Source organism: Thermococcus sp. Bubb.Bath, from assembly GCF_012027595.1.
In the GTDB taxonomy this organism is placed as follows: Archaea; Methanobacteriota_B; Thermococci; order Thermococcales; family Thermococcaceae; genus Thermococcus.
Genome location: NZ_SNUR01000001.1, coordinates 752,808 through 777,607 on the forward strand (window position 1 = coordinate 752,808; position 24,800 = coordinate 777,607).

The following is a 24,800-nucleotide window of genomic DNA, read 5'->3' on the forward strand; positions in this document are numbered from 1 at the left end:
CTTACCAAATTACGCAGGGAGGTTTATAAACTCAACCGCGAAGACTAATTAGGTGAACCAAATGAAGACTGAACGGGCGAAGGAGATACTCCTTCGGCTTTTGAGAATACCCTCCCCCTCGGGCCACGAGGACAGGGTGATGCTTCACATCATGGAGCTCCTCCACAGGCTGGACTACGACGTCCACATAGAGAGCGACGGCGAGATAATAGACCTCGTTGTGAACCCCAATGCAGACCTCTTCTACGAAGTCCACGTTGATACGATACCCGTTAGGGCAGAGCCCTTCGTGAGGGGGAACATCGTCTACGGAACAGGTTCGAGCGACATAAAGGGCGGCGCGGCCGCGATTCTCCTGATGATGGAGAACCTGAAGAAGGAAGGAAAGGACCTCAACGTTGGAGTGGTTTTCGTCAGCGACGAGGAAATGGGAGGAAGGGGAAGCGCCCTCTTCATGGAGCGCTACAAGCCCAAGATGGCGGTCGTTCTTGAGCCGACGGATCTGGAAGTCCACATCGCCCACGCCGGCAACATCGAGGCCTACTTCGAGGTCGATGGGAAAGAGGCGCATGGTGCCTGCCCCGAGAGCGGTGTCAACGCGATAGAGGAGACCTACAAGATGCTGGAGGAGATGAAGAAGCTCGAACCCTTCAAGCAGAAGGGGAAGTACTTCGACCCGCACATAGGCATCCAGGAGCTCGTCTGCGAGAACCCGGTCTACCTCATCCCAGCCCTCTGCAGAGGGAGGCTTGAGGCGCGCCTCCTTCCAAACCAGGAGGTTGAGGACATACTTGACCTCCTAGATCCGATATTCGATGAGTACACTCTGAAGTACGAGTACACCGAGATATGGGACGGCTACGAGCTCGACGAAGACGAGAAGATAGTTCAGCTGGCGAAGAAGGCGATGGAGAAGACCGATGTGGACGAGTTCGGCGGAATGAGGAGCTGGACAGACGCGATAAACTTCATGTACAACGGGACAAAGACGATAGTTTTTGGCCCGGGAAACCTCGACATATCCCACACGAAGAACGAGCACATAGACGTTAGGGACGTCGTTGCGGCGAGCGAGTTCCTCAAGGTGCTCAACGAAGTTTATGGTAACGAGTGAAGGCAACCCGTATTAGGCCTGACCCCCCACCAGTTACTGGTGGGGGGTAACGCTTTAGGTTGGGTGCCTCAGCGCCCTTTCGATGACCGGGTCCACTATGTGGTATTCATTTCCCCTTTTCTCCAGGTATCCATAGCGGATTAAGTTCTTTATTTCCGTGTACAGCGTCCCTTTGTTTACCTCCCTGCCCTCCATCACTTCCACGTATCCTTTCACCGCCCTCCATGAGTGGTAGCCCTCAGCAACGGCCAGCATAACCCTTAGGTATCTTGGTGAATACCTCGAGAGCTCGTCTATTATATCCCTTTTTGCCCTCTGGAAAACCTCCTCTATCGCAATGGGGTGACTTTTTCCGCGGTATCTCATCCATCCGTACTCCCTCAGCCACCCCACTATGCCATCGAGGGTTTCCACTGCATCTTCCAGTTCTTTATCAGGAACATCCATCCCGACTTCCTTAAACCCCGTCCGCAGGTAAGAAAGGCTCTCATCCCTGCTGAAGCGCTCTAGGTGCACTATTTCGTGTTCTCTTTTGTAGAGAGGGGAATAGCGGTTGTTGAAGCCCAAAAACTCTTCCAGTATCTGGATTTCAGAACCCGTCAGAATGACGATGAGGTTCTCGTAGTTATCATTGAGAGATGCCAGGAGAGATGTGTAATCATGTTTGGAGTACCTTAGGTACTGGGCTTCATCAAATACCAGCACCGTTTTCTTTCCCGATTTCTCCAGATCGTCGAGAAGGTCCATGAGCGTGCTCTCTCGCTCTCGAAATTCAATTCCGACACTTCCAACTCTCACACCCCCCAGGGATTTAAGGAGTTCTAGAACCGGAGTATATCTCTTTCGGGACACGAGACTTTTTATTATCTCTCCCTTGAGGTCGTCAGGGGTTACGGAGTTCCTGAGGCTCCAAAGTTTTCTCACGTCGACATAGGCGCCGGGAAAATCAATTTCATTAAGAAGAACCTTTGCTAGGGCGGTTTTTCCGATTCTACGAATTCCGGTAAGGACAATCAGTGGAACGCCGTCCTCAATGGTTCCTACAAGCTGGTTAAACTCGTACTCCCTATCAAACATACCCTTCCGAGATTTCTTTACCATTCCAAACAACATGACCCCTCACATACTGTATGGAGGAGGTCATGATATTCAAGCGTTGTCCTTCCCATTCGTTGGAGGTTCTATCAGGATTGGTCTGTATTCGCTTCTTTATCATCTTCACTTTTCTTATCAACCCAGAACCGCCTCGTTCTTATAAACTGCCTCTCGCGCTCCATTAGGGCGACCAGAAGGGCGTCCTCTCTGTACTGGCTCAGAATCCTCGCGGCGGTGTCCGGCCCGGTTCCGTAGCTCGCCAGGGCCAGAACGGCATCGAAGCCGTAGGAATCCACTAGGTCCGCGGCCTTCAAAAGCTTCCCGTAAACCCGTTCCTCCTTCCTCTCAAGCGGCTTCCCGTGCCTGACCTTCTCCAGAACCGGCAGGAACTCCTCAGCGTCTATAGGGTGGGCAACAGCAAGCATCTTCGAGCCGCAGCGCGGGCACTTCCTTTCCCTTATGCTCCTCAGGCGGGCGACCTTCGTCTTCGAGTGCCAGCCGCAGTTAGTGCAGACCAGGACGACCTCATGGTCGAGGAGCCTGTTCTTGAACAGCTCGAGGACTTCATCCCTCTCAAGGGTCCCGCTCAGAAGGAACTCTCCGCCAACGGTCATGTTCAGCCGGGCAAGGGTCGAGGGCTCCCTCTTCAAAACTGTCTTCACCCTAAGTGGGCCGCTCTTCAGCATCTCAAGAACAAGCTCGGCCTTCTTCACATCAACCTTATCGTGGTACAGCTCGTTCAGCGTTTCTCTCTCAATGACAGTCCCCTCGAAGAGCCTCTCCACCCTCCTTATCTTCGCATCCCCCCTCAGGGCCCCGAAGCGCTTCGCAACGTTCAGCATCCTCCAGCGGTAGGCGTGAGAGTCCCTCAAAGCCCTCGCCACGATGAACTCAACGCTCTCCGGCTCCTGGTAGAGGTAGCGCTTGACCTCATCGGGGTTAAGCTGGAAAGGAGTCTTGAAGACTATCGCGTGGGCCTGCACCCTGACCGAGAACACTCGCCCATAGCGGAGGATTAAAAGGGAATGAACTATTCTTCCGAGTGCTTCGTTCGCCCTGTTGCCGAAGTCAGCGTGGATGACGAGCGTTTTCGGAGTGCTCTCCACAAAGATGTCCCTGTCGGTCGAGAAAGGCTCGCTCTTTATCTCCTCAAACGCCCTTTTCAGCTCCTCCTCACTGAACTCCACTCCCTCAAGGAGGGAGAGCGCGTTTTTGAAGTCAAAGCTCAGCTCCCTCTTCAGCCTGCCGACGGCGAAGGCAACGCTGAAGGGAACGGGTATCATCTCTCCCTCCCAGCTCGGTATGGCGCTCTCGATGCTCGGGCTCTCGCGAACCTTGAGGAGCTTCGACTCGTCGTCTATCTCCAGAACCACCCAGCTCCGTCCGTTCATGACGAAGTCCATCCCTTCTTCCAGATCCATGACGAACCTCTCGTCCAGCCTTCCGATTATGTGGCCGCTCCGGGCATCGAAAACCCTCCAGGAGACCTCGTCGGGTATCGTTGAGAGGTTCTCGTAGTAGTACTGGAAAGCACCCCTGCGCATGTAGAGCAGGTCGGTTTCCTCGTCGTAGCCTATTATCCGGGCGTCTTCGAGCACCTTGAGCGTGTCCAGGTAGTCTTCCCAGCTCAAATCCCTGTAAACGTAGGCCCTTCTCGCTATCTCGTAGGGCCTCTCCCTCGGAAGTCGCTTGTACTCAACGAGCAGACCAACGACGAAGTGGGCCAGAACGTCCAGCCCGCCGATCGGTTCCACCGCCTCAAAGCGGCCTTCGAGAGCGTGCTTGGCTATGACTAAACTCTGCAGATAGTCCTCAACGTTGGAGGTTATCACGTAGGCCTCGCTGACTTCCCCAATGTGGTGCTTTGCCCTTCCGGCCCTCTGGACGAGCCTGTTAACCTGCCTCGGGCTCATGTACTGGACAACAACGTCGACGTCGCCGATGTCTATGCCGAGCTCCATCGATGAGGTGCAGATCAGCGCCCTTATTCTGCCCTCTTTCAGGCCTTTCTCCGCTTTAATGCGCGCCTCCTTGGAGAGCGAGCCGTGGTGGACTTCAACTGGTTTACCCCAGGCCTTGAGCCTGTGGGCGAGGATTTCGGCGAACTGCCTCGTGTTTGTGAAGATGAGGGCCTTTCCGTGCCTCTCGACTATTTCCCAGAGGAGCCTCAGACGCGCCGCTATCTCCGGCGAGAGGCTCAGCTCCTGGCCGAGCTTTTCGTCCTCCTCTGTGGGGGTTGGATAAAGCACGTGGAAGCGGTAGACCTTCCTCCAGTTTGGCTTGACTATGACGTCCGCCTTTAGCCACTCCCTCACTTCCTCCTCGTTGCCTACTGTCGCTGTCATCCCGATTCTTCGAAAATCCGCTATCTCGGCTAGCCTCTCGAGACCAAGGAGGAGCTGGGCACCGCGCTTGTTATCAACGAGCTCGGCTATCTCATCCACAATAACGAACTTGACATTGACCAAGTGTTTTCGGAGTGATTTAACTGTCAAAATCACGCCGAGGGTCTCTGGGGTTATGATGAGCATCTGCGGTGGGTTCTTTGTCTGCTTCGCCTTCCTGTAAGCCGAGGTGTCCCCGTGGCGCACCTCGACGGTTATTCCGAGCTTCTCTCCCCACCATTCGAGCCTCTCAAGGAGATCCCTGTTGAGGGCCTTGAGCGGCGCAATGTAGAGCACGGAAATCGGCTTTAACCCATTCTCAAGGATTTCGTTGAAGACTGGAATGACAGCGGCCTCAGTCTTTCCGGAACCGGTGGGGGCTATGATTAGAACGCTCTTCCCAGAGCTAACCTCTCGGAAAGCATCCTGCTGGAGTCTGTTGAGCCTCCCAAAGCGCTCTTTGATGACCTTCTTGAGTAGAGGGTGCATGGTTTAGGGAACGGTCTTGGGTTCTTGAACTTTGCTGTAGTCCATATCGAAAGTGACGAGGGCATTGATCCTACTCTTGATTGCCTTTAGAGGCTTCAAAATCCCTCAAGTCCCAGGCCAAAAAAACCCTCTTCTCTGAGAGTATCCTTTTCTTCGATCTTTCTGGCAACCAGTCCATGATATTTCTCCCACCCGTCCAGTCCAACGAGCTCCGCCTTCCTCCGTAAGTCCTTCAAAATCCCACGCGCTTCCCTCTCGCTCAAATCCTTCCACTCCACTTCAACAAACAGCGCCTTCTTCTCGCGCTCGTTCAAAGCAACAAGATCAATCTCCTCGCCCTTATGCCACCACCTTCCAATCCTGGTGAACTTAAACGGAAGCTCTCCGTGCTTTTTCAGCCTCAGAAGGAACTCCTTAGCCACTCCTTCAAAGATTCCCCCGAGGTAGTGGTCTATATCGGCCATGACGGCATCAACGAGAAGCTCTCCGTTGCCGCTCTCGATCAGATCGGCGTTTGGGTAAACGTAGCGGAACCAGAAAGCGAAGTAGTTGTCCGTTATGTAGTACCTCCCCTTCCTGCTCTTCCTGCTGGCGGTTACCGGTAGCTCCCTCTTCACGAGGTCAAGGTCGATGAGAACGCTGAGGTACTTTCCAACGGTGGCCCGCTCAAGCCCCGTATCGTTGGTTATCTCGCCAAGGGTTGTCTTTCCCCTCGCTATCGCCTCCATTATGGCGAAGTAGTTCCGCGGTTCGTCAAGCTCCTCGCGGAGAACGAAGAGGGCGTCGCCGTAGAGGAAGGAATCCACGCGGAAATAACCCTTAAAGTTCTCCTCAAGACTTTTCTCGTCGCTGAACTCAAGGAGATAAGCTGGCGTCCCACCGAGGATTCCGTAGACCCTCACGAAGTCCTCGGGCGAGTATCTTGGAAGGAACTCCCGCGCGCTGAAGAAGTCGAGGGGTTTGAGCTTGAGCTGTGCCGTCCTCCTGCCGTAGAGCGGGCTCTTGTAGCCCAAAAGCCTCTCCATCATGGAAACGCTTGAGCCGGAGATTATTAGGAAGACCTTCCCTTTCGAGAGCTTCATTTCCCAGTATTCCTGAAGGATCGAGGGTAGGGCTTTGTTGTCCTTCACAAGGTATGGGAACTCGTCTATAGCAATGATTAGAGGCTTTTCGGCCTTAGTGGAGAGATACTCGAAGAAGGCGTCCCAGCTCCGCAGTGGGTTCTTTTTGAGGAGCGGGTCGTTGAAATACTCAGCGAGGCGAAGGGAGAAGCGCTCGAGGTGCTTAGCTTCGCTCGTCTCCCTCGCAAGGAGATAAACGCCGCTGTGCCTCCTGAGGAACTCCAAAATGAGAGCGGTCTTGCCAACCCTCCTCCTGCCGTATATCACGATGAACTGGGCCTTCCCGCTCTTCAGCCTCTCCTCAAGGAGGGCCAGCTCTTCCTCCCTGTCCATGAACATTTTGTTTACCCACCAGTAATTTACTCATAAGTAAACTATTTAAGGATTTCGAGGTGGGGAGAATGCTTTGATAATCCCCCTTATCATAACCGCGGTTATTACGCAGGGAATTGGGCAAAGCGAGCTTAACGACCTCGCCGACCACTAACTTTATAAGTGATATATCGTTCGATAGGTCGGTGGTGAAAATGCAGGTGGTCGAGAAGGGTGAGACATATGACTTAGCCTACGCAAAGAAAGCGGTTATTGTGGTCGTTCTTCTCCCGCTCCTCGTTATGTACACCGAGGCGATGCTGACGCCAGCTCTGCCGACGATCCAGAAGGAGTTCGCGATAAACCCCAACGACGTCAGCTGGGTTCTGACCATTTACCTCCTCGTTGGAACCGTCAGTGTGGCCCTCTTCGGAAAGCTCGGCGACATGTACGGAAAAAAGAAGATGTTCCTCATAGCGCTCGCCTTCTACACCCTCGGCGTCATCCTCAACGGCTTCGCGCCGAGCTTCAAGTGGTTGCTCGTGACGAGGGCAATCCAGGGCTTTGGAATGGCGATCTTCCCTCTGGCCTTCTCCCTCGTTCGGGAGGAGTTCCCGCCGAGCATGGTGCCGCAGGTTCAGGGAATGATAAGCGCCATGTTTGGAGTCGGTATGGTCATAGCACTTCCCCTCGGCGCGTGGGTTACGGAGAACTACGGGTGGCGCTGGACCTACCACTCGGCGGCACCATTCGCCGTGCTGATGTTCTTCTTGGCTTGGAAGATACTCCGGGAGAGCCGCTACGTAAACCCCGGAAAGGTTGACTGGATCGGGGCGGTTCTCCTTACGGTCTTCGTAGTGCCTATCCTCGTGGCCGTCACGAGGGCACCAAACGTCGGCTGGACCGCTAAAGAAACCCTCGTGCTATTTGCGGTTGGTGTCATTGGTACCCTATTGCTCGTCCTCTGGGAGAGGAGAGTGGAAAACCCGCTGCTGCCCCTTAAGATAATATCCTCAAGGAACCCCGCCATAGCCAACCTGGGCATAATGCTTGCCGCCTTCGGGCTCTCAATGATGAGCCAGGTAAACACCTACCTCCTCCAGATGCCAGAACCCTACGGCTTCGGAAAGACGATACTCCAGAGCGGCCTCCTCATGACCCCAATGGCCCTTGTCATGCTCATCGTCGCCCCGCTCGCCGGAAAGTTCATGCCGAAGATTGGGGCGAAGCCGATAGCGATAGCAGGTGCACTCATCGGAAGCGGCGCCCTCGCGGTAATGTCCCTCTACGCAACGGAGATGTCACTATGGCAGTTCGTGACGATGATGGTCATCGTTGGAGTGGGGATAAACCTCATGAACATCTCCCTCATCAACGTGCTGGTCTTCTCGGTCCCGCCGAGGATGATGGGAGTTGCCACGGGCTCCAACAGCCTCTTTAGGAACTTTGGCTCGACCTGGGGACCGGCAATAGCTGGAACGGTGATGAGCACCTACTATGCCCTCTTCCACCCGCCCGGAGCGCCGGCCTTCGTCCAGATCAGAATCCCAACGGAGAAGGCCTACGAGGTGCTCTTTGGGGGGGCTTCGGTGGTTTACCTCCTCCTTGCCCTGCTGGCCCTCGCCATCGTTGAGGTCATGAAGGGCGGAAAGATACGTGAGGTCGAGGAAGGAGAAGAAAAGGAAGTGGTAGTTGAGTAACGCCCTTCCCCTACTATTTTTTCGTTTATTCTCCATAGAACGCCTTCAAATAAAGCTCCCTTATCTCCTCGGGCTTCGGTTCCACGGGGTTGAACGCCACCAGTCCGTCGCGGTAGGCCTTCTCCGCCATCTCCTCAAGCTTTGCCGTAAAAGTCTCCTCATCAACCAGCTCGCTCAGCGTTGGAACTCCAAGGCGCTCATTGAGCTCCTTAACAGCTTTTATCAGATCTTCTGAATCTTTCAGTCCAAGTTCATATGCTATATCATCATAGCGCCTCCTCGCATACTCGCTCCTCTCTGCGTTGAACTCCATCACGTAGGGAATCAATATTGCGTTGAGGAGTCCGTGGGGCCCTATCCAGGCCGCCTTGTGGCTCATGGCGTGTGCCAGGCCAAGCCTCGCGTTGAGGAAGGCTATGCCTGCCATCGTAGCCGCGTAGTGCATCCTTGCCCTCGCTTCAGGGTCGCCCTCAACTGACCTCGGTAGCCACTCGAAGACGGTCTTTATCGCCCGAATCGCCATCGCGTCGCTGAAGGGCCCCGCAACTTTCGTCGTGTAAGCTTCTATCCCGTGGACGAGGACGTCGAGACCGGAGTTCCTGGCGACTTCCCTCGGCATTGTTCTCGGGAGCCTCGGGTCGAGGATAGCAACGTCGGGTGCTATCTCCGGCGTTACTATGTTGTACTTTATCCCATTCTTTTTCAGGACGCTCGCCGCTGAGACCTCACTCCCCGCTCCGCTCGTTGATGGTATTGCAATGAGCGGTGTCCGGAGCTTCGGGATTGGCTTAGGCTTTGAGAAGCGATCGATGAAGGCTATCTCCTCAAAGAGGAGCTCGGGAGCGTCGTAGAATACTTTCAAGGCCTTTGTCGTGTCTATGATGCTCCCGCCGCCGAGCGCTATGAACAAATCCGGCGAAAACTCCCTCACCTTCGGTAGGAACTCCTCTATCACCTCAACACTCGGTTCCGATGGGAGGCCGGCTATACTCATGACCTCCGCACCGGCTTCCTTCACGTAGTCCCTGGCCTCATTCAGGAAGCCGTGCCTCTTCATCGAGCCTGAGGAGAGGATGAGGACGCGCTCGTAGCCATTGACCTCGTTCTTAAGGTTCTCCAGCGAACCCTCCCCCTCTATTATCCTGGTCTTGAGCCAGAACATGGGACACCACCGAAGTTAATTGGTACTAGAGCTTTTAACCCTCTCGCCCAAGAGGGGGAGTATTGAGACGCCTATCAAAAGAGTAGCCAGAATGAAGTCCACCGTAAAGCCAAATTCTTCCGTTAGAACGCCGCTCAGGAAGTTACCGGCTATCGCACCAAGGGAGCTCACCATATTATACGTCCCTATCAGCGCTCCCCTCTCTTTGGGCGGTGCAAAGCGGGAGATAATAGAAGTGGTCGAGATTCCGATGTAGGCCCAGGTGTAGCCTGCCAGGAAATAGGAGAGGAAGGCAAGAACGACGAAAGGAGTTCCCCCTAACCGTGCGGTAAACGCTAGAAGACCAAACGCGAGGGCTCTAAGGGATAATCCAGAGATAAGGGCGTTGTAACCGCCGCTTTTCCGTAACTTTAAACCCACCCTAGTGTACATAAACGCCGAAACCGCCGAGTTTCCTATACTCATAATATAGAGGGGGGTTGCTCCAAAGCCATGTGCCTTGAGGAGAACGGGAAACTGGGTGAAGTAGAGCATTGCCCCAATCCAAAATAGGAGGGATGAGAGGTACAGCCTGCCAAAACCCTTCGTTGAGAACCTGGGCAGATGGGTTATCATGTTCGGGATGTATCTGAACTTCTCAACCACGTAGCCTGCGTAGACACCAAGGATCCTTCTGTCAACGTGAAGGGGAACCTCCCTTATCGTCCGTTCTCCCCATGGGGACGAGAGCAGCCCAATGAGGCCGAGGGCAACGAAGGTCATCCTTATACCGAGCAGTGGCGTTAGCAGGAGCCCAACCACTAGACCCAGCACCCACGCCCAGCCGCTTATCTCGTTGAACCTGCCTATGGCGTAGTCCCAGTCTTCAAGGCGAAAGGCCTTGGTTATTATGAGGACGGGAATGGGTATCGTTGCCGCAATGGAGAAGGTGTAGACCGCGTTTATCGCCATTACTTGGTGAACACTGTGTGCAAGGGCAAAAACCATCGTGGTTATTGCAGTTCCCAGAAAGCCCGCCATAAGGAAGGCCTTCCTCCTGTTGAGCCTGTCGCTGAGTTTCCCCCAGAAAAGCCCTCCAAGCATCGAGAAAGTACTTCCTATAGCGTTGACGATGCCGACATCGGCTGGGCCGCCGCCGACGTTCATCGTGAGGAGGGGAATGAGCGGAGCGGCGCCTCCTGTGGCGACCTTGAACGGGATAAAGGAATAGAACCACCTGCTTGGATCCGGCCGGTGCCGCATCTGACGGCGCTTTTCAAGACTTTTGAGGGTGGTCTTCTGCCTTTTGACCGGCCGGGCCTTCATAGGAGCACCTCAAAAAGAAGAGGAGGAAGAGGGTTTAATAATCTTCGTCTTCCTCGTCCCAGTCTTCGTCCTCATCCCAATCCTCATCTTCATCGACGTCTTCCCACTCTTCCTCCTCTTCGTCCCAGTCCTCGTAGGCTTCCTCTACTGTGTCGAGGGGCTCAAACTCCTCTTCCCCTTCTTCCTCAACCTTCTTGGGCTGGACCTTCTTCTTGGGCGGGTAGTACATATCGACCACCTCCCCCCTTTTGAGGGGCGTTCATTGAGCGTATACTGAGCTTAAAAACTTTTCTGTCCAGATTAGCACTAGCACAGCCGGTTCCTAACAATTTTAGGGGCTGAAACAAATGTTAGGTAGGAATAACGGCCTCACCTGGGAGAAAGATTTATATACTCGTGCAGTACTCCACATTGCTCCCCTGCTGAAAAACAAAGAGCTCGACAGGGGAGCAGAAATGAAAACCCAATAAAGTCCTGATATTGCGAAAATAGGACCTCTGGTGGTCGGAAATGGAGGTTCCAAACGACTCCGACGATGATGACGGCCCGCTCATAAGGGCCAGAAACCTTGAAAGAGCTCTGGGCATAAAAAGAATCTATCTCGATTTTGAAGGAAGGAACCCGACGGGAACCCATAAGGACAGAATCGCCGAAGCACATGCCAAGAGGGCCGCGGAAGAGGGTTATTCTGCCATCACCGTGGGCACCTGCGGGAACTACGGTGTGGCGGTGGCGTATTACGCAAAGGTCTACGGCCTAAAAGCGTACATCTTCGTCCCGGCAGGTTATACCCTCGAAAGGGCCGGCGAGATGCTGGCTTACGGTGCAGAGGTCATTCCAATAGGCGGCCCCTATGAAAAGGTCGTTCTAGAGAGCAGAAAGTTCGCGGTGGAGAACGGCATCTACGATGCAAACCCCGGAAGCAACCCTGAGATAGACTATGAAGGTTACTCCACGATAGCGGGCGACATCCTGCGGGATGTAAGGCCAGATGCCGTCTTCGTGCCCGTTGGAAACGGGACGACCCTAGCGGGGATATGGCACGGCTTCAGGAAGCGGGGCGAGAACCCGAAGATGGTTGGTGTAACGACGGGCCTCGGCAACCAGATACTCTGGCAGTTCTACGGGGTTGAAACGAACGAGTTCGTTGAAACACCGGTGAACGAGCCGCTCGTCTCGATGATATCCTTTGATGCAATTGAGGCACTGAGGGCAGTCAACGAGTCCAACGGCTACGTCTTCGGCTTTGCGGATGACGACACGGTCAATTACTCAGCCCTACTTGAGAAAACTGAGGGAATCTCGGCCCTGCCGGCGTCAGCCTTAACTCTTGCCGGCCTGGTGAAGTTCGCCCGGAAGTTTGGGATGTGGAGGGGAAACTTCGTGTTGGTGATAACTGGAGGTGTCCACGGTGGAGAAGGCCTTGGTGCTTACGGAGGGGCGCTATCTTACGTCAGATGGGAAAACCGCGCACGGGCTTGTGCGCTACTCGAAAAGGTTTGAGATAGCTGGACTCATAGACTCGACCCTCGCCGGCAAGGACGCAGGTGAGGTGCTCGACGGCAAAAGACGGAACATCCCGATATACGGCACGCTGGAGGAAGCCCTTAGGGAACACCCGGACGCGAAGTGGCTCATCATTGGCGTAGCAACACCCGGAGGCTTCCTTCCCGAGAGCTACCGCAAGATAGTCATCAGGGCAATAAAGAACGGTCTTGGAATAGTGAACGGCCTCCACCACTTCCTTAGCGATGACTTCTACCTGAAGAGGCTTGCCAAGAGACACGGCGTCGAGATAATCGACGTCAGGAAGATATTCTACAACATGAGGATACCCTTCACCGGCAAGATAGAGGAAGTGAAGGCCGTAAAGGTCGCCGTCCTCGGGACTGACGCTGCTATAGGCAAGAGGACAACTGCAATACTCCTCCACGAGGCCTTCAAGAACCTCGGCCTCAAGAGCGAGTTCATAGCGATGGGCCAGACCGGATGGATGCAGGGCTTCAAGTACTGCATAGTGATGGACTCGATAATAAACGACTTCGTCCCTGGGGCGATTGAGGACGTCTTCTACCGTGCCTGGGTCGAGGAAAGACCGGACGTCATAGTAACCCACGGTGAGGGCTCGCTCCTTCACCCGGCGTTTCCAGGTGGTTTTGAGCTCATCGGTGCCGGTAGACCCGACTTCATCGTCCTTCAGCATGCGCCGGGGAGAGGGGTCTTCGATGACTTCCCGCAGTATGCGATACCCCCTCTTGAGAACTACATCCAGCTCATAGAGCTCCTCTCTGGAAAGAGGCCGGTGGCGATAACAGTAAACACGGAGAACCTCACGAAGAAGGAGGCCCTCGAATGGGCCGAGAGGATAGAGAGCAAGACCGGAATCCTGACGCGCGTCCCGTTCTACCAGGGCGTCGAGGATATAGCCAGGCTGATAGCGAGCAAAGCGAAGGAGCTTGGGGAGGTGAGGGCCAGTGAGCCCGCTGGAGCTGAAGTGCTTTGACTACATCCTCATCGAGCGCCCGGAGGTCTCGACAAGGCGCGTTTCAGCACGCTACATCCCCGGCATCGACGACGAGGAGCTAACCTACACCCTCATCCACCGCTATGGAGAGAGAATACCCAAGGTGGAAGCCTTCGCCAAGCTGGTTAGTATAATCCCGGCGATTAACTACGGCCTCTTCACGAAGGAGATACGCTTTGACTTCTCCCTCGACCCGAGGGACTTGGAGTTCTTCCGTGACATGATGGAGGTCACCGCCAGAGACATCTTCGTCAACAGAATAGCCAATCCAACGGAGTTCATAAGGCCGGAGTTTGTGCCTAGGGAAGTCCACCCCGGGATGGCCGAGCCAATGGCGGAGCTGGTTCCAGAAGGCGTTGAGGAGGAACCCATCGATTTCGAGCCAGACTACGGCAAATGCGCCGTGATGCTCTCCGGCGGAAAGGAGAGTCTCCTGACCTACGGCCTGATGAAGGAGCTCGGTTGTGAGGTCTATCCCTTCTTCTACAACGAGTCAGGGGCCCACTGGCACGTCGCCATCCCCGCCTACCGCTGGTTCAAGGAGAACGAGCCGAAGACGAAAAGGGTCTGGAGCAACGCCGACAGGCTCTACACCTTCATAGAGAAGAACATGAAGATCCTCCAGAACGTTGGGAAGCCAAAGGCGGAGGTCTACCCTATAAGGCTTTTCTTCTTCGCGGGCTACTCCTTCGCCTTCCTCCCGCTCATCCATAAGTACGGAATCGGGAACGTCCTCTTCGGCAACGAGTACGACGACCCGCGCGGGCTGACCTACGAATACATGGGCATAGGACACTACTACGCGACCTACGACCAGAGCCAGGACTTCGAGAGGTACATGACTTCCTGGTTCGCGGAGAGGGGGCTCGGGATAAGACAGTGGTCGGCTGTTAGGCCGATAACCGGCCTCATCGTGGAGCGCGTTCTCTATAACCGCTATCCCGAGCTCTTTAAACTCCAGAGAAGCTGTCACTCGGTTCACAAGGAGGGGGAGGACTACGTCCCCTGCGGGAAGTGCTTCAAGTGCAATGGTATCCTGACGTTCCTTCTCGCGAACGGCATAGACCCGACACTCATCCGGTACAAGCCAGAGCACGTTGAAGACCTCGCCAGGCGCATAAATGAAGGAAAAATCCGGCTGGACAGGGACGAGCTTGAGCACTCCATCTATCTTATAAAGCGGAGAAACCCCGACTTTCCGCTCGAAGGAAAGCCGCACTGGCACGTGGAGATGCTTCACTTCGACGACAGAAACTCTCACTTCGACAACATCCCGCCGGAGTTCAGGGAAGGGCTTTACAGGATCTATGAGAAGTACACGAAGGGCTGTGTCTACCTGAAGGGTGAGAGATGGGTGAGAATAACTCGGGAGGATGCCCTGAATGGAGTCCCGGAAGAATCCGAGGAAGGGAAAACGGCCAAGTGAGAATCCCCTTCCACCCATAATTGAGACCGCTGTGGAATATCATATAACTGACGGAGAGGACTTCATGGACGAAATCTTTCGAAAAGACCTTGAGATAAGCTGGGGTTTTGTCAGGGCTAGGATCTCACGGGAGGAATATGTGGAAGCTTACTGGACGGTGGTAAACGAGCTCCTCTCCCACGGCGAGCACAAGTTCTTTGTGGCCTTAGACCCTTACAACCGCTACCTCGGACACGTATGGGTCTGCATCACGGAAGATACGGTCGATTTCATCCCCGTTGCATACATCTACGACATCGAGACTGTTGAGGAGGCCAGGGGGTGGGGGATAGGCTCAGAACTCCTCAAGAAGGCCGAGGAGTGGGCGAAGGAGAGGGGAGCGCTGAAGGTCTTACTCCGTGTGGATATCGATAACCCCGCGGTGGGGTGGTACAAGAGGAGGGGTTACACTGAAAGGGCCGTTATTATGGAGAAACCCCTACCCGGTTGAGGTTTCTATTTCTGAGGTCTTCTATATCCTACGCCGATTATCTGTTATTCATCCCGGCGGAGTGGAGATTATCTCTATAGAAAAAATTAAGTGAAAGGCGCAAAGGCCACTCACTCCTTCTTGAACAGCCTCTTCAGATTCCTCTCAAAAGGAGGCCACACGACGCCTTTATCAGTGATTATCCCAGTTAGATACTTGTGCGGTGTAACATCGAACGCTGGATTGTAGACGTCTACATCCGGAGCAATCTTACAGCCGCCGCAAGTGAGGACTTCCTCCGGCTTGCGCTCCTCTATGGGTATCTCCCTCCCGCTCTTCAGGTTCATGTCTATCGTTGAGAGCGGTGCAACGGTAAAGAACGGTATCCCGTGCTCCTTAGCTAGAACAGCTAGAGTGTACGTCCCTATCTTGTTGGCGAAATCCCCGTTGGCAACTATCCTATCTGCTCCAACGATGATGGCGTCAACCTTGCCCTGCTGCATGACGAAGCCCGCCATGTTGTCTGTTATAAGCTTAAGGGAAATGCCGTCGTAGTGGTACTCCCATGCGGAAAGCCTGGCACCCTGGAGGACAGGCCTCGTCTCATCAACCCAGAGAAGCTTCAGCGTTCCATCGCGGTGCATAACCCTAAGCACAGCGCCAACCGTGCCAAGCTGAACTGTGGCTAAGCTACCCGCGTTACAGTGGGTGAGTACGTTCCCATCTGGGAGAACCTCGGCACCGTAGTGTCCCATCCTCAGGTTGGCCTCGACGTCCTCGTCCGCTATCTTCTGAGCCTCTGAAACAATGAGCCCCTTTATCTCGTCGAGCGGGTCTTCCATGTGCTCCTCGACGAGGTTCTTCACCCTGTTGAGCGCCCAGAAGAGGTTCACTGCTGTGGGTCTTGTGTTCTTGAGCCCCTCGTAGGCCTTTTCAAAGCCCTCCATGAACTCTTCCTTGGTCTTTGCCTTGGAGGTATCGACGAAGAGAGCCAGGCCGAAGGCAGCGGCAGCTCCTATCGCCGGCGCACCGCGAATCTTCATGGTGATGATGGCCTCAGCGACCTCATCGACGGTTCTGAGCTCTATCTCCTTGAACTCACTCGGGAGAAGTGTCTGATCTATCATAATGACCTTTCCAGGCTCGTACCTAACGCTCCTCGGGAGCCTCGTGAGTTCCTCCGGCTTGTACCTGATCTCCATTCCAACCACCCCAAAGGGTTTAAGGGAGGAACTTAAAGCTCCTTCGGTGAGTGAAATGGTGACGAGAATATTCGTAACGGGGCCGGCCGGAGTCGGTAAGACTACGCTCGTCGAGAGAGTCGCGAGGGAAGCTGACCGCTGGGGATATATCGTCGGCGGGATAATAACCCAGGAAGTGCGCAGGGGAGGTAGACGTGTGGGGTTCAAGATAACTGCCCTCGACACTGGGGAAGAGGGAACCCTCGCCAGCATAAGGGGCACTTCATATCTGCCGGGCGTTCCATTTGGAAAGTACGTCGTCCACGTCGATGAGATTGAAAGGATCGCCGTTCCGGCGATAAGGAGGGCGCTCGTTGAGGCCGACTTAATAGTTATCGACGAAATCGGCCCGATGGAATACGAGAGTGACGAGTTTGCCAAAGCCGTCGGGGAAGTTCTGAAGTCAGAGAAGCCCCTCCTCGCGGTCGTCCACAGGAAGTTCGTCGACAGGTTCAGGCCGCTCGGAGAAGTCCATACGCTGAGCTTTGAGAACAGGAACGCGGAGTTCGGGATAATCCTGGACAAGGCAATGAAAGAGCTGAAGGGTCTCAGAGGTTGAGGGAGTCCTTACAGCTCTCGCAGACCCACTTTTCCTGACCCTCGATGTAGACCTTGTAGAGGGGCCCGTACTGGCCGCATATCTCACAGATACCGTAAACCTCTGTTTCCTCCTCGGTCTCTTCCTCTTCCTCGCTGTTCATGTTGTTGAGGGCCGAGAGAAGGTCAGCCGCTGTAACAAAGCCGATGGGTTTTCCAAGCCTGGTTACGAGTAGTCTCCTTATGCCCTTGTCCATCATCCTGTCGATAGCGTCCTGGATCGTGTAGTCATCCTCTATGGTTATGGGGTTCTCTGTCATGACGTCATTCACAAGGACTTTCTTGGGATCCTTACCCCTGGCAACGACCTTGTCGAGGATGTCACGGTCGGTTATTATCCCTACAACTTCCTTATTCTTGTCCACCACGACGGCACTCCCTACCTTATTGCGGGCTAGGATTCTGGCCGCCCTGTGAACGGTATCCTCCGGCCTTACGAGTACTGCCTTTCTCTTGACTATCTGGCCCACGGTGATCTCTGCCATGCTACCACCCCTTCAGCGGGAGTTGGGGAGGAAACTTAAAAACGTTTTGGAATTCTCCTCTTCAAAAGGTAGTAAGAGACCAGGAACACTGCTACAAACGCCACAAACGCCAGAAGAAGCGGAACCCACCCATGACCTTCCCCCGATGGAGAAACAGAACTACCAGTGTAGTTGCCCGGGCTGCTGGTGACGGGGATTGGGGTACTGCTCGATGTGTGGGGAGCACCACCAGTTGAAACTACCGAAGTGTTGATAGTTTTAATCGCTGTTGAATTCCCCGCGATAATCCGGGAGGTGGCGGATTCCGAACCTGTAGTCACGTATAGGGTGGAATTCATGTCAGGAGTGGGAGAATGCCCAACGTTCGAAACATTGGAGACTCCACCGATGTTGCGCACAAAGGGACCCGGAAAGAGAAGCTTTTTGGATGCCTCGTATACAAGCGCCGAGATGAACGCGGCAACGCTCAGGCTTATCACGTGGAGCTTCTCGATGGCGGGGAGTTTTTTAGTAACCTTTACCGCCTGCCGCCTGGGGACGAGGAGGATCGGCCTGTTAGACGCCCGGTAGAGTTTTACCTCCTGGAGCCTCTTGCCGTACTTGACACCGGCGACCTCAACGAGCCCCACCCGGAGCATCCTCTCGATGTGATAGCTAACCGTTGAGAGAGGGAATCCCAGCTCCATGGAAAGCTCGCTTATTGACTTGGGCCCATCCTCAAGGGCATGGAGGATAGCCAGGGCTTTATCGTTGGTTATAATCTGAGCAAGCACCCTGGCAGTTTCGTCGTTTATGTCAATGACCCGCTTCTCCCCCAAGAATCCCACCTAAGGGAAGTAAGAGAGCATCCTATTAAAAGTTTCCAAAGCTTCAAAGAGAATTGCAGTGAACGGAAAACGGGGGCTCAAATGAGAGTAAAAGGAAAGGGATTAAACCCCTCTTATTCACGGCTTCTCAAGGAGTATCTCAATGGTCGAGGTGTTGGCGGTTCTTCCGTCGGCAGTCGGAAGCTCCTCGGTGCCGATCTTGATCTCCTTAACCCTGACCTCTGGGAGGAACCTGTTCCTGACGATCTCAGCGACGTCAACGGCCCTGCTGATAGCCCTACCGCGAGCCTTCACGGTGACCTCCTTGGCACCCTCGTTGAACTGGGTGATAACGGCCAGGACGTAGTTCATAACCGGCTTCTTTCCAATGTAGACAACGTGCTCCTCAGCCATTTCTGGCACCTCCGAAGTTTTGTCGTTAGGCTATCGCCGGGAGGGGGTTAAATACTTTTCGGTAGTTCGGTAGCGTTATTGGACACTCCTGTGGCTCCAACGCCAGAATCTAATATCCAAACATGTACCTACATATTAATGTTAAGCAAAAGCTTTTAATGTCGTTAAATTGCCATATACATGGTGATAAAATGGCCGTTCATCCGATCGACTACCGCTACGGGAGCGAGGAGATGCGTCGGATATGGGACGAAGAGAACAAACTTCAGAAACTCCTCGACGTTGAGGCGGCCCTGGCTAGGGCGCACGCGAAGGTCGGCAACATCCCCAAGCAGAGTGCGCGCGTAATCTCAGAGAAAGCGAACACGAAGTGGGTGAAGCTTGAGAGGGTCAAGGAGATCGAGGCGGAGATACACCACGACATAATGGCCGTAGTCAAGGCGTTAAGCGAGGTCTGCGGCGAGCACGGGAAGTACGTTCACCTCGGTGCAACATCAAACGACATTATAGACACCGCTAACGCGCTCCTCATAAGGGAGAGTCTTGCGATAGTCGAGAGAGACCTTAAGGAGCTCCGCTCAGTCCTCAAGAAGCTCGCGAAGGAGCACAAGTACACCGTCTGCATCGGGAGGACGCACGGTCAGCACGCGGTACCAACAACCTACGGCATGAAGTTTGCGATATGGCTGGACGAGGTGCAGAGGCACATAGACAGGCTCAACCAGCTCAAGGAAAGGGTTCTCGTTGGCCAGATGAGCGGAGCGGTTGGAACAATGGCGAGCTTCGGGGAGAAGGGACTTGAAATACAGAAGTTAGTCATGGAAGACCTTGGCCTCAAACCGGTGAGAATAAGCAACCAGATAATACAGAGGGACGTTTATGCAGAGCTCATGATGGTTCTTGCCTTAATAGCCTCGACCCTCGACAAGGTCGCCCTGGAGATTAGAAACCTCCAGAGGACGGAAATCCTTGAGGTCAGCGAGCCCTTTGGTAAGAAGCAGGTGGGCTCGTCAACGATGCCTCATAAGAGGAACCCCATAGGGAGTGAGAAGGTAAGTGGCTTAGCGAGGGTTCTCTACTCCAACGTGGTTCCGGCTCTGCTGAACAACCCCCTCTGGCATGAGAGGGACCTCACAAACTCCTCGGTCGAGCGCGTAATCCTCCCCGAGAGCTTTGTCCTTCTCGACGAGATGTTGAAGACCACGATAAAGGTGCTCTCGGGCCTTGAGTTCTTCCCCGAGAACATTAAGAGGAACCTCTATTTGACAAACAACCTCATAATAGCCGAGCCGTTGATGCTGAAGCTGACGGAGAAGGGCATGGGAAGGCAGGAAGCGCACGAACTCGTTAGACAGCTTGCCATGAAGGCGTTCTACGAAAAGGGAGACCTGCTTGAGGTTGTTAGAAAAAGCGAAGAGGCCATGAAGTATCTTAGCGAAGATGACCTAGAGTCCCTGAAGCCTGAGAACTACATCGGGCTTGCCCCGCAGATAGTGGACAACGTAACAGCTTTTATAGAGGAGAAAGAGCGGTAAAAAGCCTTTAAATACCAGTAATTTTCTTTTACGTCTTTCTACTGCCTTTTTCTTTAGGCACCTCCCCAGCACATTCACTGCAATTTATCTCTCGGATTTTTCGGTGAATTGTTACTTTTTGTATTTTTATATTTAATTATTTAGCTTAGTTTATTTTCATTTATTTAATAATAATACCCGAATATTACTTTAAAAAATTTAATATTTATTAAGTTTAATAATTATCCAATATTCTAAATAATATTAACGTTTGTTAAGACCTTTTATCAATAGTAAAAAATAATAAGTTTACACTACCCAACAACGTTAAATGAACAAAAGCGAGCGTTTTGATTCACAAAAACAATGGAATACAAAAAAGCCGATTATTTATGTTGGGAGCCGGCTATTACACAACCAGTTTCTAGTTACAATTAAAGATAGTTATAACCCCGAAGATGCTAGTCGATATATGGGGCTTCCATAGGAATACAGAGAGAAAGCGAGTTATAGAGTGTCCCCACGCGATAGAGTGCCGTCATAAAAGAGGAGGCCCGCGATAAACGTCGTCTCATCGGAGAAGGTTCTCCTGCAAAGCTCATTATGGAAATCCCAATGAAGAACCCTCCGTCCGAAGGCTGTGGGCAAGGCATTGCAGTCACTTTAAACAAAGCCAGTGGACCTGGTCTTCTATTGATTGAGTTGTCTAATACGCTTTAGCTCAAATCGTCCGTTAAGATCCGAGACCCAAGTTGCTTAGAATGATTAAGCAGAGAATGAACATTTCTATACTAAGATTTGTCATATAATGTACCTTATATGATAATTTTATATAGTGGTATCAATAACAAACTTTAAAAGAAGGCCACGATAAAGTGCATGGGTGCGCTAGGTGAGGGCATGCAATTTAATCAAAAACCCGGAACTCTTTCTAAAACTGACTCCCTGGGAAAAGAGCGAAATCCTAAGGCCTTTCAGGAGGTATTACTCGAGACGTCTAAGTATTAAAGGTCTAAATCCGAGAAGAGCCGCGATATTATTAACAAGGGCCGAAACTGGCGCGGATACATATACAACAGCCTTGTACCTCAGTCAGACCTTAAGGTCTAAGATAACCAGTTTGCAGGCCGTTTCTTCATGGAAAAAGGGCATCGATGCTGAAACGCTGATCAGAAACCTTCAGTTTACGCCCGCCTCTGGGCATCCTGAAACAATATACAAAGCTATCTTTGAAGGACTGAAAAAAGCACTGCCTAAACTTGATGGGCTTCAGATAGAGAACACAAGGTCAAAGCTCCCTCACTGGCTGATTAAGACTCACATTTCAAAAATGCTCTCAAAGCACACCACAGCTTTAACAGAATGGAGCTCGAAAAACAAGCGATACGACATTTACCTGCCTTTAAATGATCTAAAGATCGAAGTGAAGTACGTCTGGGGTTATTCAGTGAACTATCGAGAGTACATCGAGAACGACAAGGACATCTACATGATAGTCGGGGAGAACGTTTCTTGGAAAAAGCTCTCCCTCCTCAGCGCAGAGAACGAGACAAAATACATACTGTACCGTACCGATCTTGATGAGGTATTCTCAAACGTAGGGGAGGACTACAATGAAGCCAGAAACAGGTATTAACCCGCCTGAAATTGCCGCTGGGTACCCTTCACTTATCTCACTTGCAGCAGAAATACTGAAAGGCAAAGTTGAGGAAGCCTGCACAACCCGTACTGACTCCCGGCCGTTTATCAGAGTGAACCAAAAGACAAGGAAGCTGGAACTGGTGATGCCCGTTACATCCCTCTCTAAACTTGAAAAGTGCGTGCTGGAATCTATGGGGTTTCCAAAAAAGCCCGTCCGTACGAGGAATGGTATGGTTATAGCCATCGTCATAAGCCAGCCCGAGCTCGAACGAGTGGGAGGTAAGCTCTCAGAGCGGCTCCGTGCGCGTTATTCTAAATCCAGTTGCTAACGCAGCACGCCTGATCAATCCAATAACTATCTTCGCTCGTAATCAAAAACGGGTGATGTAAGAGGGCCTTAATCGAGAAATCCCATTATTCTCAGTGGGTCTATCTATGGTGTCAAACTACGGTACCAGGGGACATCGAGTTAAAACTTCTTTATTTTTATGCAGGTAAGACTTTAAGTTTGATATACGTATAAAACTGCTATTTTTTAATATTTCTCAATCTAACTTAAATAACTATTATTAAAACTTTCAAAATTTAAAATTATAAAAAGTATAAATTTAGATGATTTCATAAATGTTTAAAAAACAATTTAAAATATTATTAATAGAATGTTATTAAAACGTAACAAATCACCGAAAAATTCATGACATGAGCGAACGGGACGGGTGAGAGTAAAAACACAAAATTTTAAAAAATTTACAAGAATATCCCACAGCGAGGCCATCCGGTGACCGATTAGTATTAAAACAATGAGGGAGTACCCTCATGGAAGGTGAAGGTGATGAGGTTGCCATCTCACAAGACGAAGATAGTGGCCACGATAGGTCCAGCATCAAGGGATAGAAAGACTCTGGAGTCGCTGATAAAAGCCGGAATGAGCGTTGCGAGGATAAACTTCTCCCACGGGACCTTTGAAGAGCACAGGGAGACAATCAAGAGGATAAGGGAAGTCTCAGCCAAGCTTGGCAGGCGTGTTGCCATACTAGGAGACCTCCCCGGAGTCAAGATCCGGGTAGGAAATATTGTGGGAGGAAAAGTCGAACTGAGAAGAAACCAGACAGTAACCCTTACCACAAAGGACGTTGAGGGTATGGAGGGGATAATTCCAGTAGAGTTCAAGGAGTTTTCCCGGCTCGTATCCCCTGGAGACACCATATACCTCAGCGACGGCTTCATAGTTCTCAAAGTGGTCAGGGTAACCGAAACTGACGTAGTGTGTAAGGTTCTCGTCGGAGGGGTACTGTACTCACACAAGGGGATAAACGTCCCGAACGCTAGGATACCCCTGGAGGCAATAACAAAGAGGGACCTTGATATACTGGAATTCATGATAGAGAACGGCGTTGACGCGGCAGGAATAAGCTTCGTGGGCTCTGCCTACGATATCCTAAAAGTTAGGCACTTCGTGAGTGAAAAGGAGGGCAACCTCTTTATCATAGCCAAGATAGAAAGGCCGGATGCGATTAGAAACTTTGACGAGATACTCTCTGCTGCGGACGGAGTGATGATAGCCAGGGGTGACCTCGGTGTGGAGATGCCGATCGAAAAACTCCCGATACTCCAGAAGAAGCTCATAGAGAAGGCCGTTACTGCAGGGAAACCCGCCATCGTTGCAACGCAGATGCTGGAGAGCATGACCGTGGAAAAGCTGCCCACGAGGGCCGAGGTTACAGACGTCGCCAACGCCATCCTCGACGGTGCCGACGCCGTTATGCTCTCCGAGGAGACCGCGGTGGGCAAATACCCTGTGGATACCGTGAGGATGATGGCGAGGATAGCAAGGGCAACGGAGGCCTATAGGGAGAGCTTTGGAAACGTGAGGATGCTTGAGTGGAAGGAGAAGATACCGAGGAAGGGAACAATAAAAGACGCGGTTACGAGGGGCATAATAGAGGTCCTTCAGATAGTGGACGCCCGCTACATACTAACCCCCACCAACAGCGGCTACACGGCCAGGCTCATATCGCGCTTCAAGCCCAGGCAGTGGATACTGGCCTTCACCAAGGACGAGAGGGTGGCGAACGGGCTGATGTTCAGCTACGGAGTCTATCCCTTCGTGGTGGAGAGCGACAATGAGTGCGAGATAGTCCGGATGATCAAAGGGCTGGGGCTGGCAAAGGAGGAGGATACGGTCCTTCTGACAAAGGGCGCCCCGGTCGGAAAGACCGTGGGAACAAACACCATCAGGATTTTCCAGGTCCCTTAGTATGGCTCGGGGATTAAGGGGTGGGGATGTACCCCACCACCTTATCTATATAATCTTGGCTCTTTTCGAGGCTTCTGAGGACAGTTCTTGCCTCGTCTTTTGTGAGCCCGTACAATTTGAAGACGAGGGCATCAAGGTTAGCTTCGTTGTCCCTGACAAGGTTGAGGAAAGAGGTGAGATGGCGCACGTTGGCCCCTTTCTTTGACGGTTATCGCTATCCTTCTCGTCTCTTCAGGATCCCCTTCAACGGTCGGAACTTCCGTTTTGCTTAGGATATCTCGAGGGTCTTCGTTTTCCTCCTTCCTCAGGACGAGTATCACCGTGTATGTCGTTGCACCCTTGAAGACCTGCCTGCCGCCGAAGTCTATGATGAGCCTCACGGCCTTTTCTTTGGATAGGATTTCCCTTATCTTCCTCAACTATGAACTGTGTGACGTACTTGGGGGTGTAATAGATTCCTTTCTCCTTTCTCTTCTCGGCGAGGTAGGTTTCGTAGGCCTTCCCAAGGATGTCCTCGTCTATCTGGCTGTAATCGTACTGGGTTACCCCTATTTTAAGTCCGGTTTCCTGCCAGGGGGTAAAGCCGAGAACCGAGGCGAGGGCACTGTAAAAGTGGGCCCAGTTCCCGGGTTCGTCTTGACCGATTCGAGCTCAGATAGGGGGATCTTCTCCATAAGAACAAGTTCTTCAAGGTCAGAGCGAAGGACCGCCACTTCATCCATGATCGCCACCACCTTGGGGGTG

The 24,800-nt window shown here is 52.6% G+C and carries 22 protein-coding genes and 1 pseudogene; 11 read left to right on the forward strand and 12 right to left on the reverse strand.

What is annotated here, in order from left to right; genetic code table 11:
• The first annotated feature begins 61 nt into the window (after positions 1 to 61).
• A complete protein-coding gene (locus tag E3E29_RS04265) occupies positions 62 to 1,114 on the forward strand; it encodes a M20/M25/M40 family metallo-hydrolase (protein ID WP_167909900.1) in 1,053 nt (350 codons plus the stop codon).
• A 54-nt stretch (positions 1,115 to 1,168) separates the two neighbouring features.
• Here the strand turns inward: E3E29_RS04265 and E3E29_RS04270 are convergent, their stop codons facing one another.
• The 3 genes and pseudogenes from E3E29_RS04270 to E3E29_RS04280 form a co-directional block, all read right to left on the reverse strand.
• On the reverse strand, positions 1,169 to 2,215 hold the full coding sequence (locus tag E3E29_RS04270; protein WP_240922775.1) for an ATP-binding protein: 1,047 nt from the start codon (positions 2,213 to 2,215) through the stop codon (positions 1,169 to 1,171).
• Positions 2,216 to 2,298: 83 nt separating this feature from the next.
• The gene (locus E3E29_RS04275) at positions 2,299 to 5,082 is read right to left on the reverse strand and encodes a DEAD/DEAH box helicase (protein WP_167909607.1); all 2,784 of its coding nucleotides are present in this window, start codon (positions 5,080 to 5,082) and stop codon (positions 2,299 to 2,301) included.
• Positions 5,083 to 5,152: 70 nt separating this feature from the next.
• Positions 5,153 to 6,542 (reverse strand): annotated as a pseudogene (locus E3E29_RS04280) (ATP-binding protein).
• Positions 6,543 to 6,730: 188 nt separating this feature from the next.
• Here E3E29_RS04280 and E3E29_RS04285 point away from each other — a divergent pair.
• Positions 6,731 to 8,215 (forward strand): MFS transporter, encoded by a 1,485-nt coding sequence (locus E3E29_RS04285; protein ID WP_167909901.1) that lies wholly within the window; start codon positions 6,731 to 6,733, stop codon positions 8,213 to 8,215.
• A gap of 25 nt (positions 8,216 to 8,240) precedes the next feature.
• Here the strand turns inward: E3E29_RS04285 and E3E29_RS04290 are convergent, their stop codons facing one another.
• The 3 genes from E3E29_RS04290 to E3E29_RS04300 are packed head-to-tail and all read right to left on the reverse strand — an operon-like array spanning position 8,241 to position 10,911.
• Entirely contained in the window at positions 8,241 to 9,377 is a 1,137-nt protein-coding gene (locus E3E29_RS04290) for an iron-containing alcohol dehydrogenase (protein WP_167909609.1), read from the reverse strand.
• Positions 9,378 to 9,392: 15 nt separating this feature from the next.
• Entirely contained in the window at positions 9,393 to 10,682 is a 1,290-nt protein-coding gene (locus E3E29_RS04295; RefSeq protein ID WP_167909610.1) for an MFS transporter, read from the reverse strand.
• A gap of 34 nt (positions 10,683 to 10,716) precedes the next feature.
• Complete coding sequence (locus E3E29_RS04300; RefSeq protein ID WP_167909611.1) at positions 10,717 to 10,911, reverse strand: hypothetical protein; 195 nt, start codon at positions 10,909 to 10,911, stop codon at positions 10,717 to 10,719.
• Between the two features lie 281 nt (positions 10,912 to 11,192).
• Here E3E29_RS04300 and E3E29_RS04305 point away from each other — a divergent pair, with 281 nt between their 5' ends.
• The 4 genes from E3E29_RS04305 to E3E29_RS04320 are packed head-to-tail and all read left to right on the forward strand — an operon-like array spanning position 11,193 to position 15,122.
• Entirely contained in the window at positions 11,193 to 12,185 is a 993-nt protein-coding gene (locus tag E3E29_RS04305; protein WP_167909612.1) for a pyridoxal-phosphate dependent enzyme, read from the forward strand.
• Positions 12,094 to 13,185 carry a DUF1611 domain-containing protein gene (locus E3E29_RS04310; RefSeq protein WP_167909613.1) on the forward strand — a complete coding sequence of 364 codons (1,092 nt, stop codon included), beginning with the start codon at positions 12,094 to 12,096 and terminating at the stop codon, positions 13,183 to 13,185. Before E3E29_RS04305 ends, E3E29_RS04310 begins: the two co-directional genes overlap by 92 nt.
• Positions 13,157 to 14,632, forward strand: a complete 1,476-nt coding sequence (locus tag E3E29_RS04315; RefSeq protein WP_342764660.1) for a hypothetical protein — start codon at positions 13,157 to 13,159, stop codon at positions 14,630 to 14,632. Before E3E29_RS04310 ends, E3E29_RS04315 begins: the two co-directional genes overlap by 29 nt.
• Complete coding sequence (locus E3E29_RS04320; RefSeq protein WP_206205757.1) at positions 14,589 to 15,122, forward strand: N-acetyltransferase; 534 nt, start codon at positions 14,589 to 14,591, stop codon at positions 15,120 to 15,122. The genes E3E29_RS04315 and E3E29_RS04320 overlap by 44 nt, the downstream gene beginning before the upstream one ends.
• A gap of 110 nt (positions 15,123 to 15,232) precedes the next feature.
• Here the strand turns inward: E3E29_RS04320 and mtnA are convergent, their stop codons facing one another.
• Complete coding sequence (gene mtnA / locus E3E29_RS04325; protein ID WP_167909614.1) at positions 15,233 to 16,303, reverse strand: S-methyl-5-thioribose-1-phosphate isomerase; 1,071 nt, start codon at positions 16,301 to 16,303, stop codon at positions 15,233 to 15,235.
• A 55-nt stretch (positions 16,304 to 16,358) separates the two neighbouring features.
• Here mtnA and E3E29_RS04330 point away from each other — a divergent pair, with 55 nt between their 5' ends.
• Entirely contained in the window at positions 16,359 to 16,901 is a 543-nt protein-coding gene (locus E3E29_RS04330; protein WP_167909904.1) for an NTPase, read from the forward strand.
• Here E3E29_RS04330 and E3E29_RS04335 read toward each other — a convergent pair.
• The 3 genes from E3E29_RS04335 to albA form a co-directional block, all read right to left on the reverse strand.
• On the reverse strand, positions 16,891 to 17,424 hold the full coding sequence (locus tag E3E29_RS04335) for a cyclic nucleotide-binding/CBS domain-containing protein (RefSeq protein ID WP_167909615.1): 534 nt from the start codon (positions 17,422 to 17,424) through the stop codon (positions 16,891 to 16,893). The two genes, E3E29_RS04330 and E3E29_RS04335, sit on opposite strands and share 11 nt — an antisense overlap.
• A 35-nt stretch (positions 17,425 to 17,459) precedes the next feature.
• Positions 17,460 to 18,251: a winged helix-turn-helix domain-containing protein gene (locus tag E3E29_RS04340; RefSeq protein WP_342764661.1), complete on the reverse strand. Its 792-nt coding sequence runs from the start codon at positions 18,249 to 18,251 to the stop codon at positions 17,460 to 17,462.
• 117 nt (positions 18,252 to 18,368) lie between these two features.
• Positions 18,369 to 18,644, reverse strand: a complete 276-nt coding sequence (albA, locus tag E3E29_RS04345; protein ID WP_167909616.1) for a DNA-binding protein Alba — start codon at positions 18,642 to 18,644, stop codon at positions 18,369 to 18,371.
• A 191-nt stretch (positions 18,645 to 18,835) separates the two neighbouring features.
• Here albA and purB point away from each other — a divergent pair, with 191 nt between their 5' ends.
• The 4 genes from purB (at position 18,836) to pyk (ending at position 24,056) form a co-directional block, all read left to right on the forward strand.
• Positions 18,836 to 20,179 carry an adenylosuccinate lyase gene (gene purB, locus E3E29_RS04350; protein WP_167909617.1) on the forward strand — a complete coding sequence of 448 codons (1,344 nt, stop codon included), beginning with the start codon at positions 18,836 to 18,838 and terminating at the stop codon, positions 20,177 to 20,179.
• A gap of 871 nt (positions 20,180 to 21,050) precedes the next feature.
• Positions 21,051 to 21,794 carry a hypothetical protein gene (locus E3E29_RS04355; RefSeq protein ID WP_167909618.1) on the forward strand — a complete coding sequence of 248 codons (744 nt, stop codon included), beginning with the start codon at positions 21,051 to 21,053 and terminating at the stop codon, positions 21,792 to 21,794.
• The gene (locus E3E29_RS04360; RefSeq protein ID WP_167909619.1) at positions 21,772 to 22,128 is read left to right on the forward strand and encodes a hypothetical protein; all 357 of its coding nucleotides are present in this window, start codon (positions 21,772 to 21,774) and stop codon (positions 22,126 to 22,128) included. Before E3E29_RS04355 ends, E3E29_RS04360 begins: the two co-directional genes overlap by 23 nt.
• A gap of 503 nt (positions 22,129 to 22,631) precedes the next feature.
• Positions 22,632 to 24,056 carry a pyruvate kinase gene (gene pyk, locus E3E29_RS04365; protein WP_167909620.1) on the forward strand — a complete coding sequence of 475 codons (1,425 nt, stop codon included), beginning with the start codon at positions 22,632 to 22,634 and terminating at the stop codon, positions 24,054 to 24,056.
• A gap of 137 nt (positions 24,057 to 24,193) precedes the next feature.
• On the opposite strand, the gene E3E29_RS04370 is transcribed toward pyk, so the two are convergent.
• Both E3E29_RS04370 and E3E29_RS04375 read right to left on the reverse strand, forming a co-directional pair.
• On the reverse strand, positions 24,194 to 24,475 hold the full coding sequence (locus E3E29_RS04370) for a hypothetical protein (RefSeq protein ID WP_167909621.1): 282 nt from the start codon (positions 24,473 to 24,475) through the stop codon (positions 24,194 to 24,196).
• Between the two features lie 129 nt (positions 24,476 to 24,604).
• Positions 24,605 to 24,787: a hypothetical protein gene (locus E3E29_RS04375; protein WP_167909622.1), complete on the reverse strand. Its 183-nt coding sequence runs from the start codon at positions 24,785 to 24,787 to the stop codon at positions 24,605 to 24,607.
• Positions 24,788 to 24,800 lie beyond the last annotated feature (13 nt).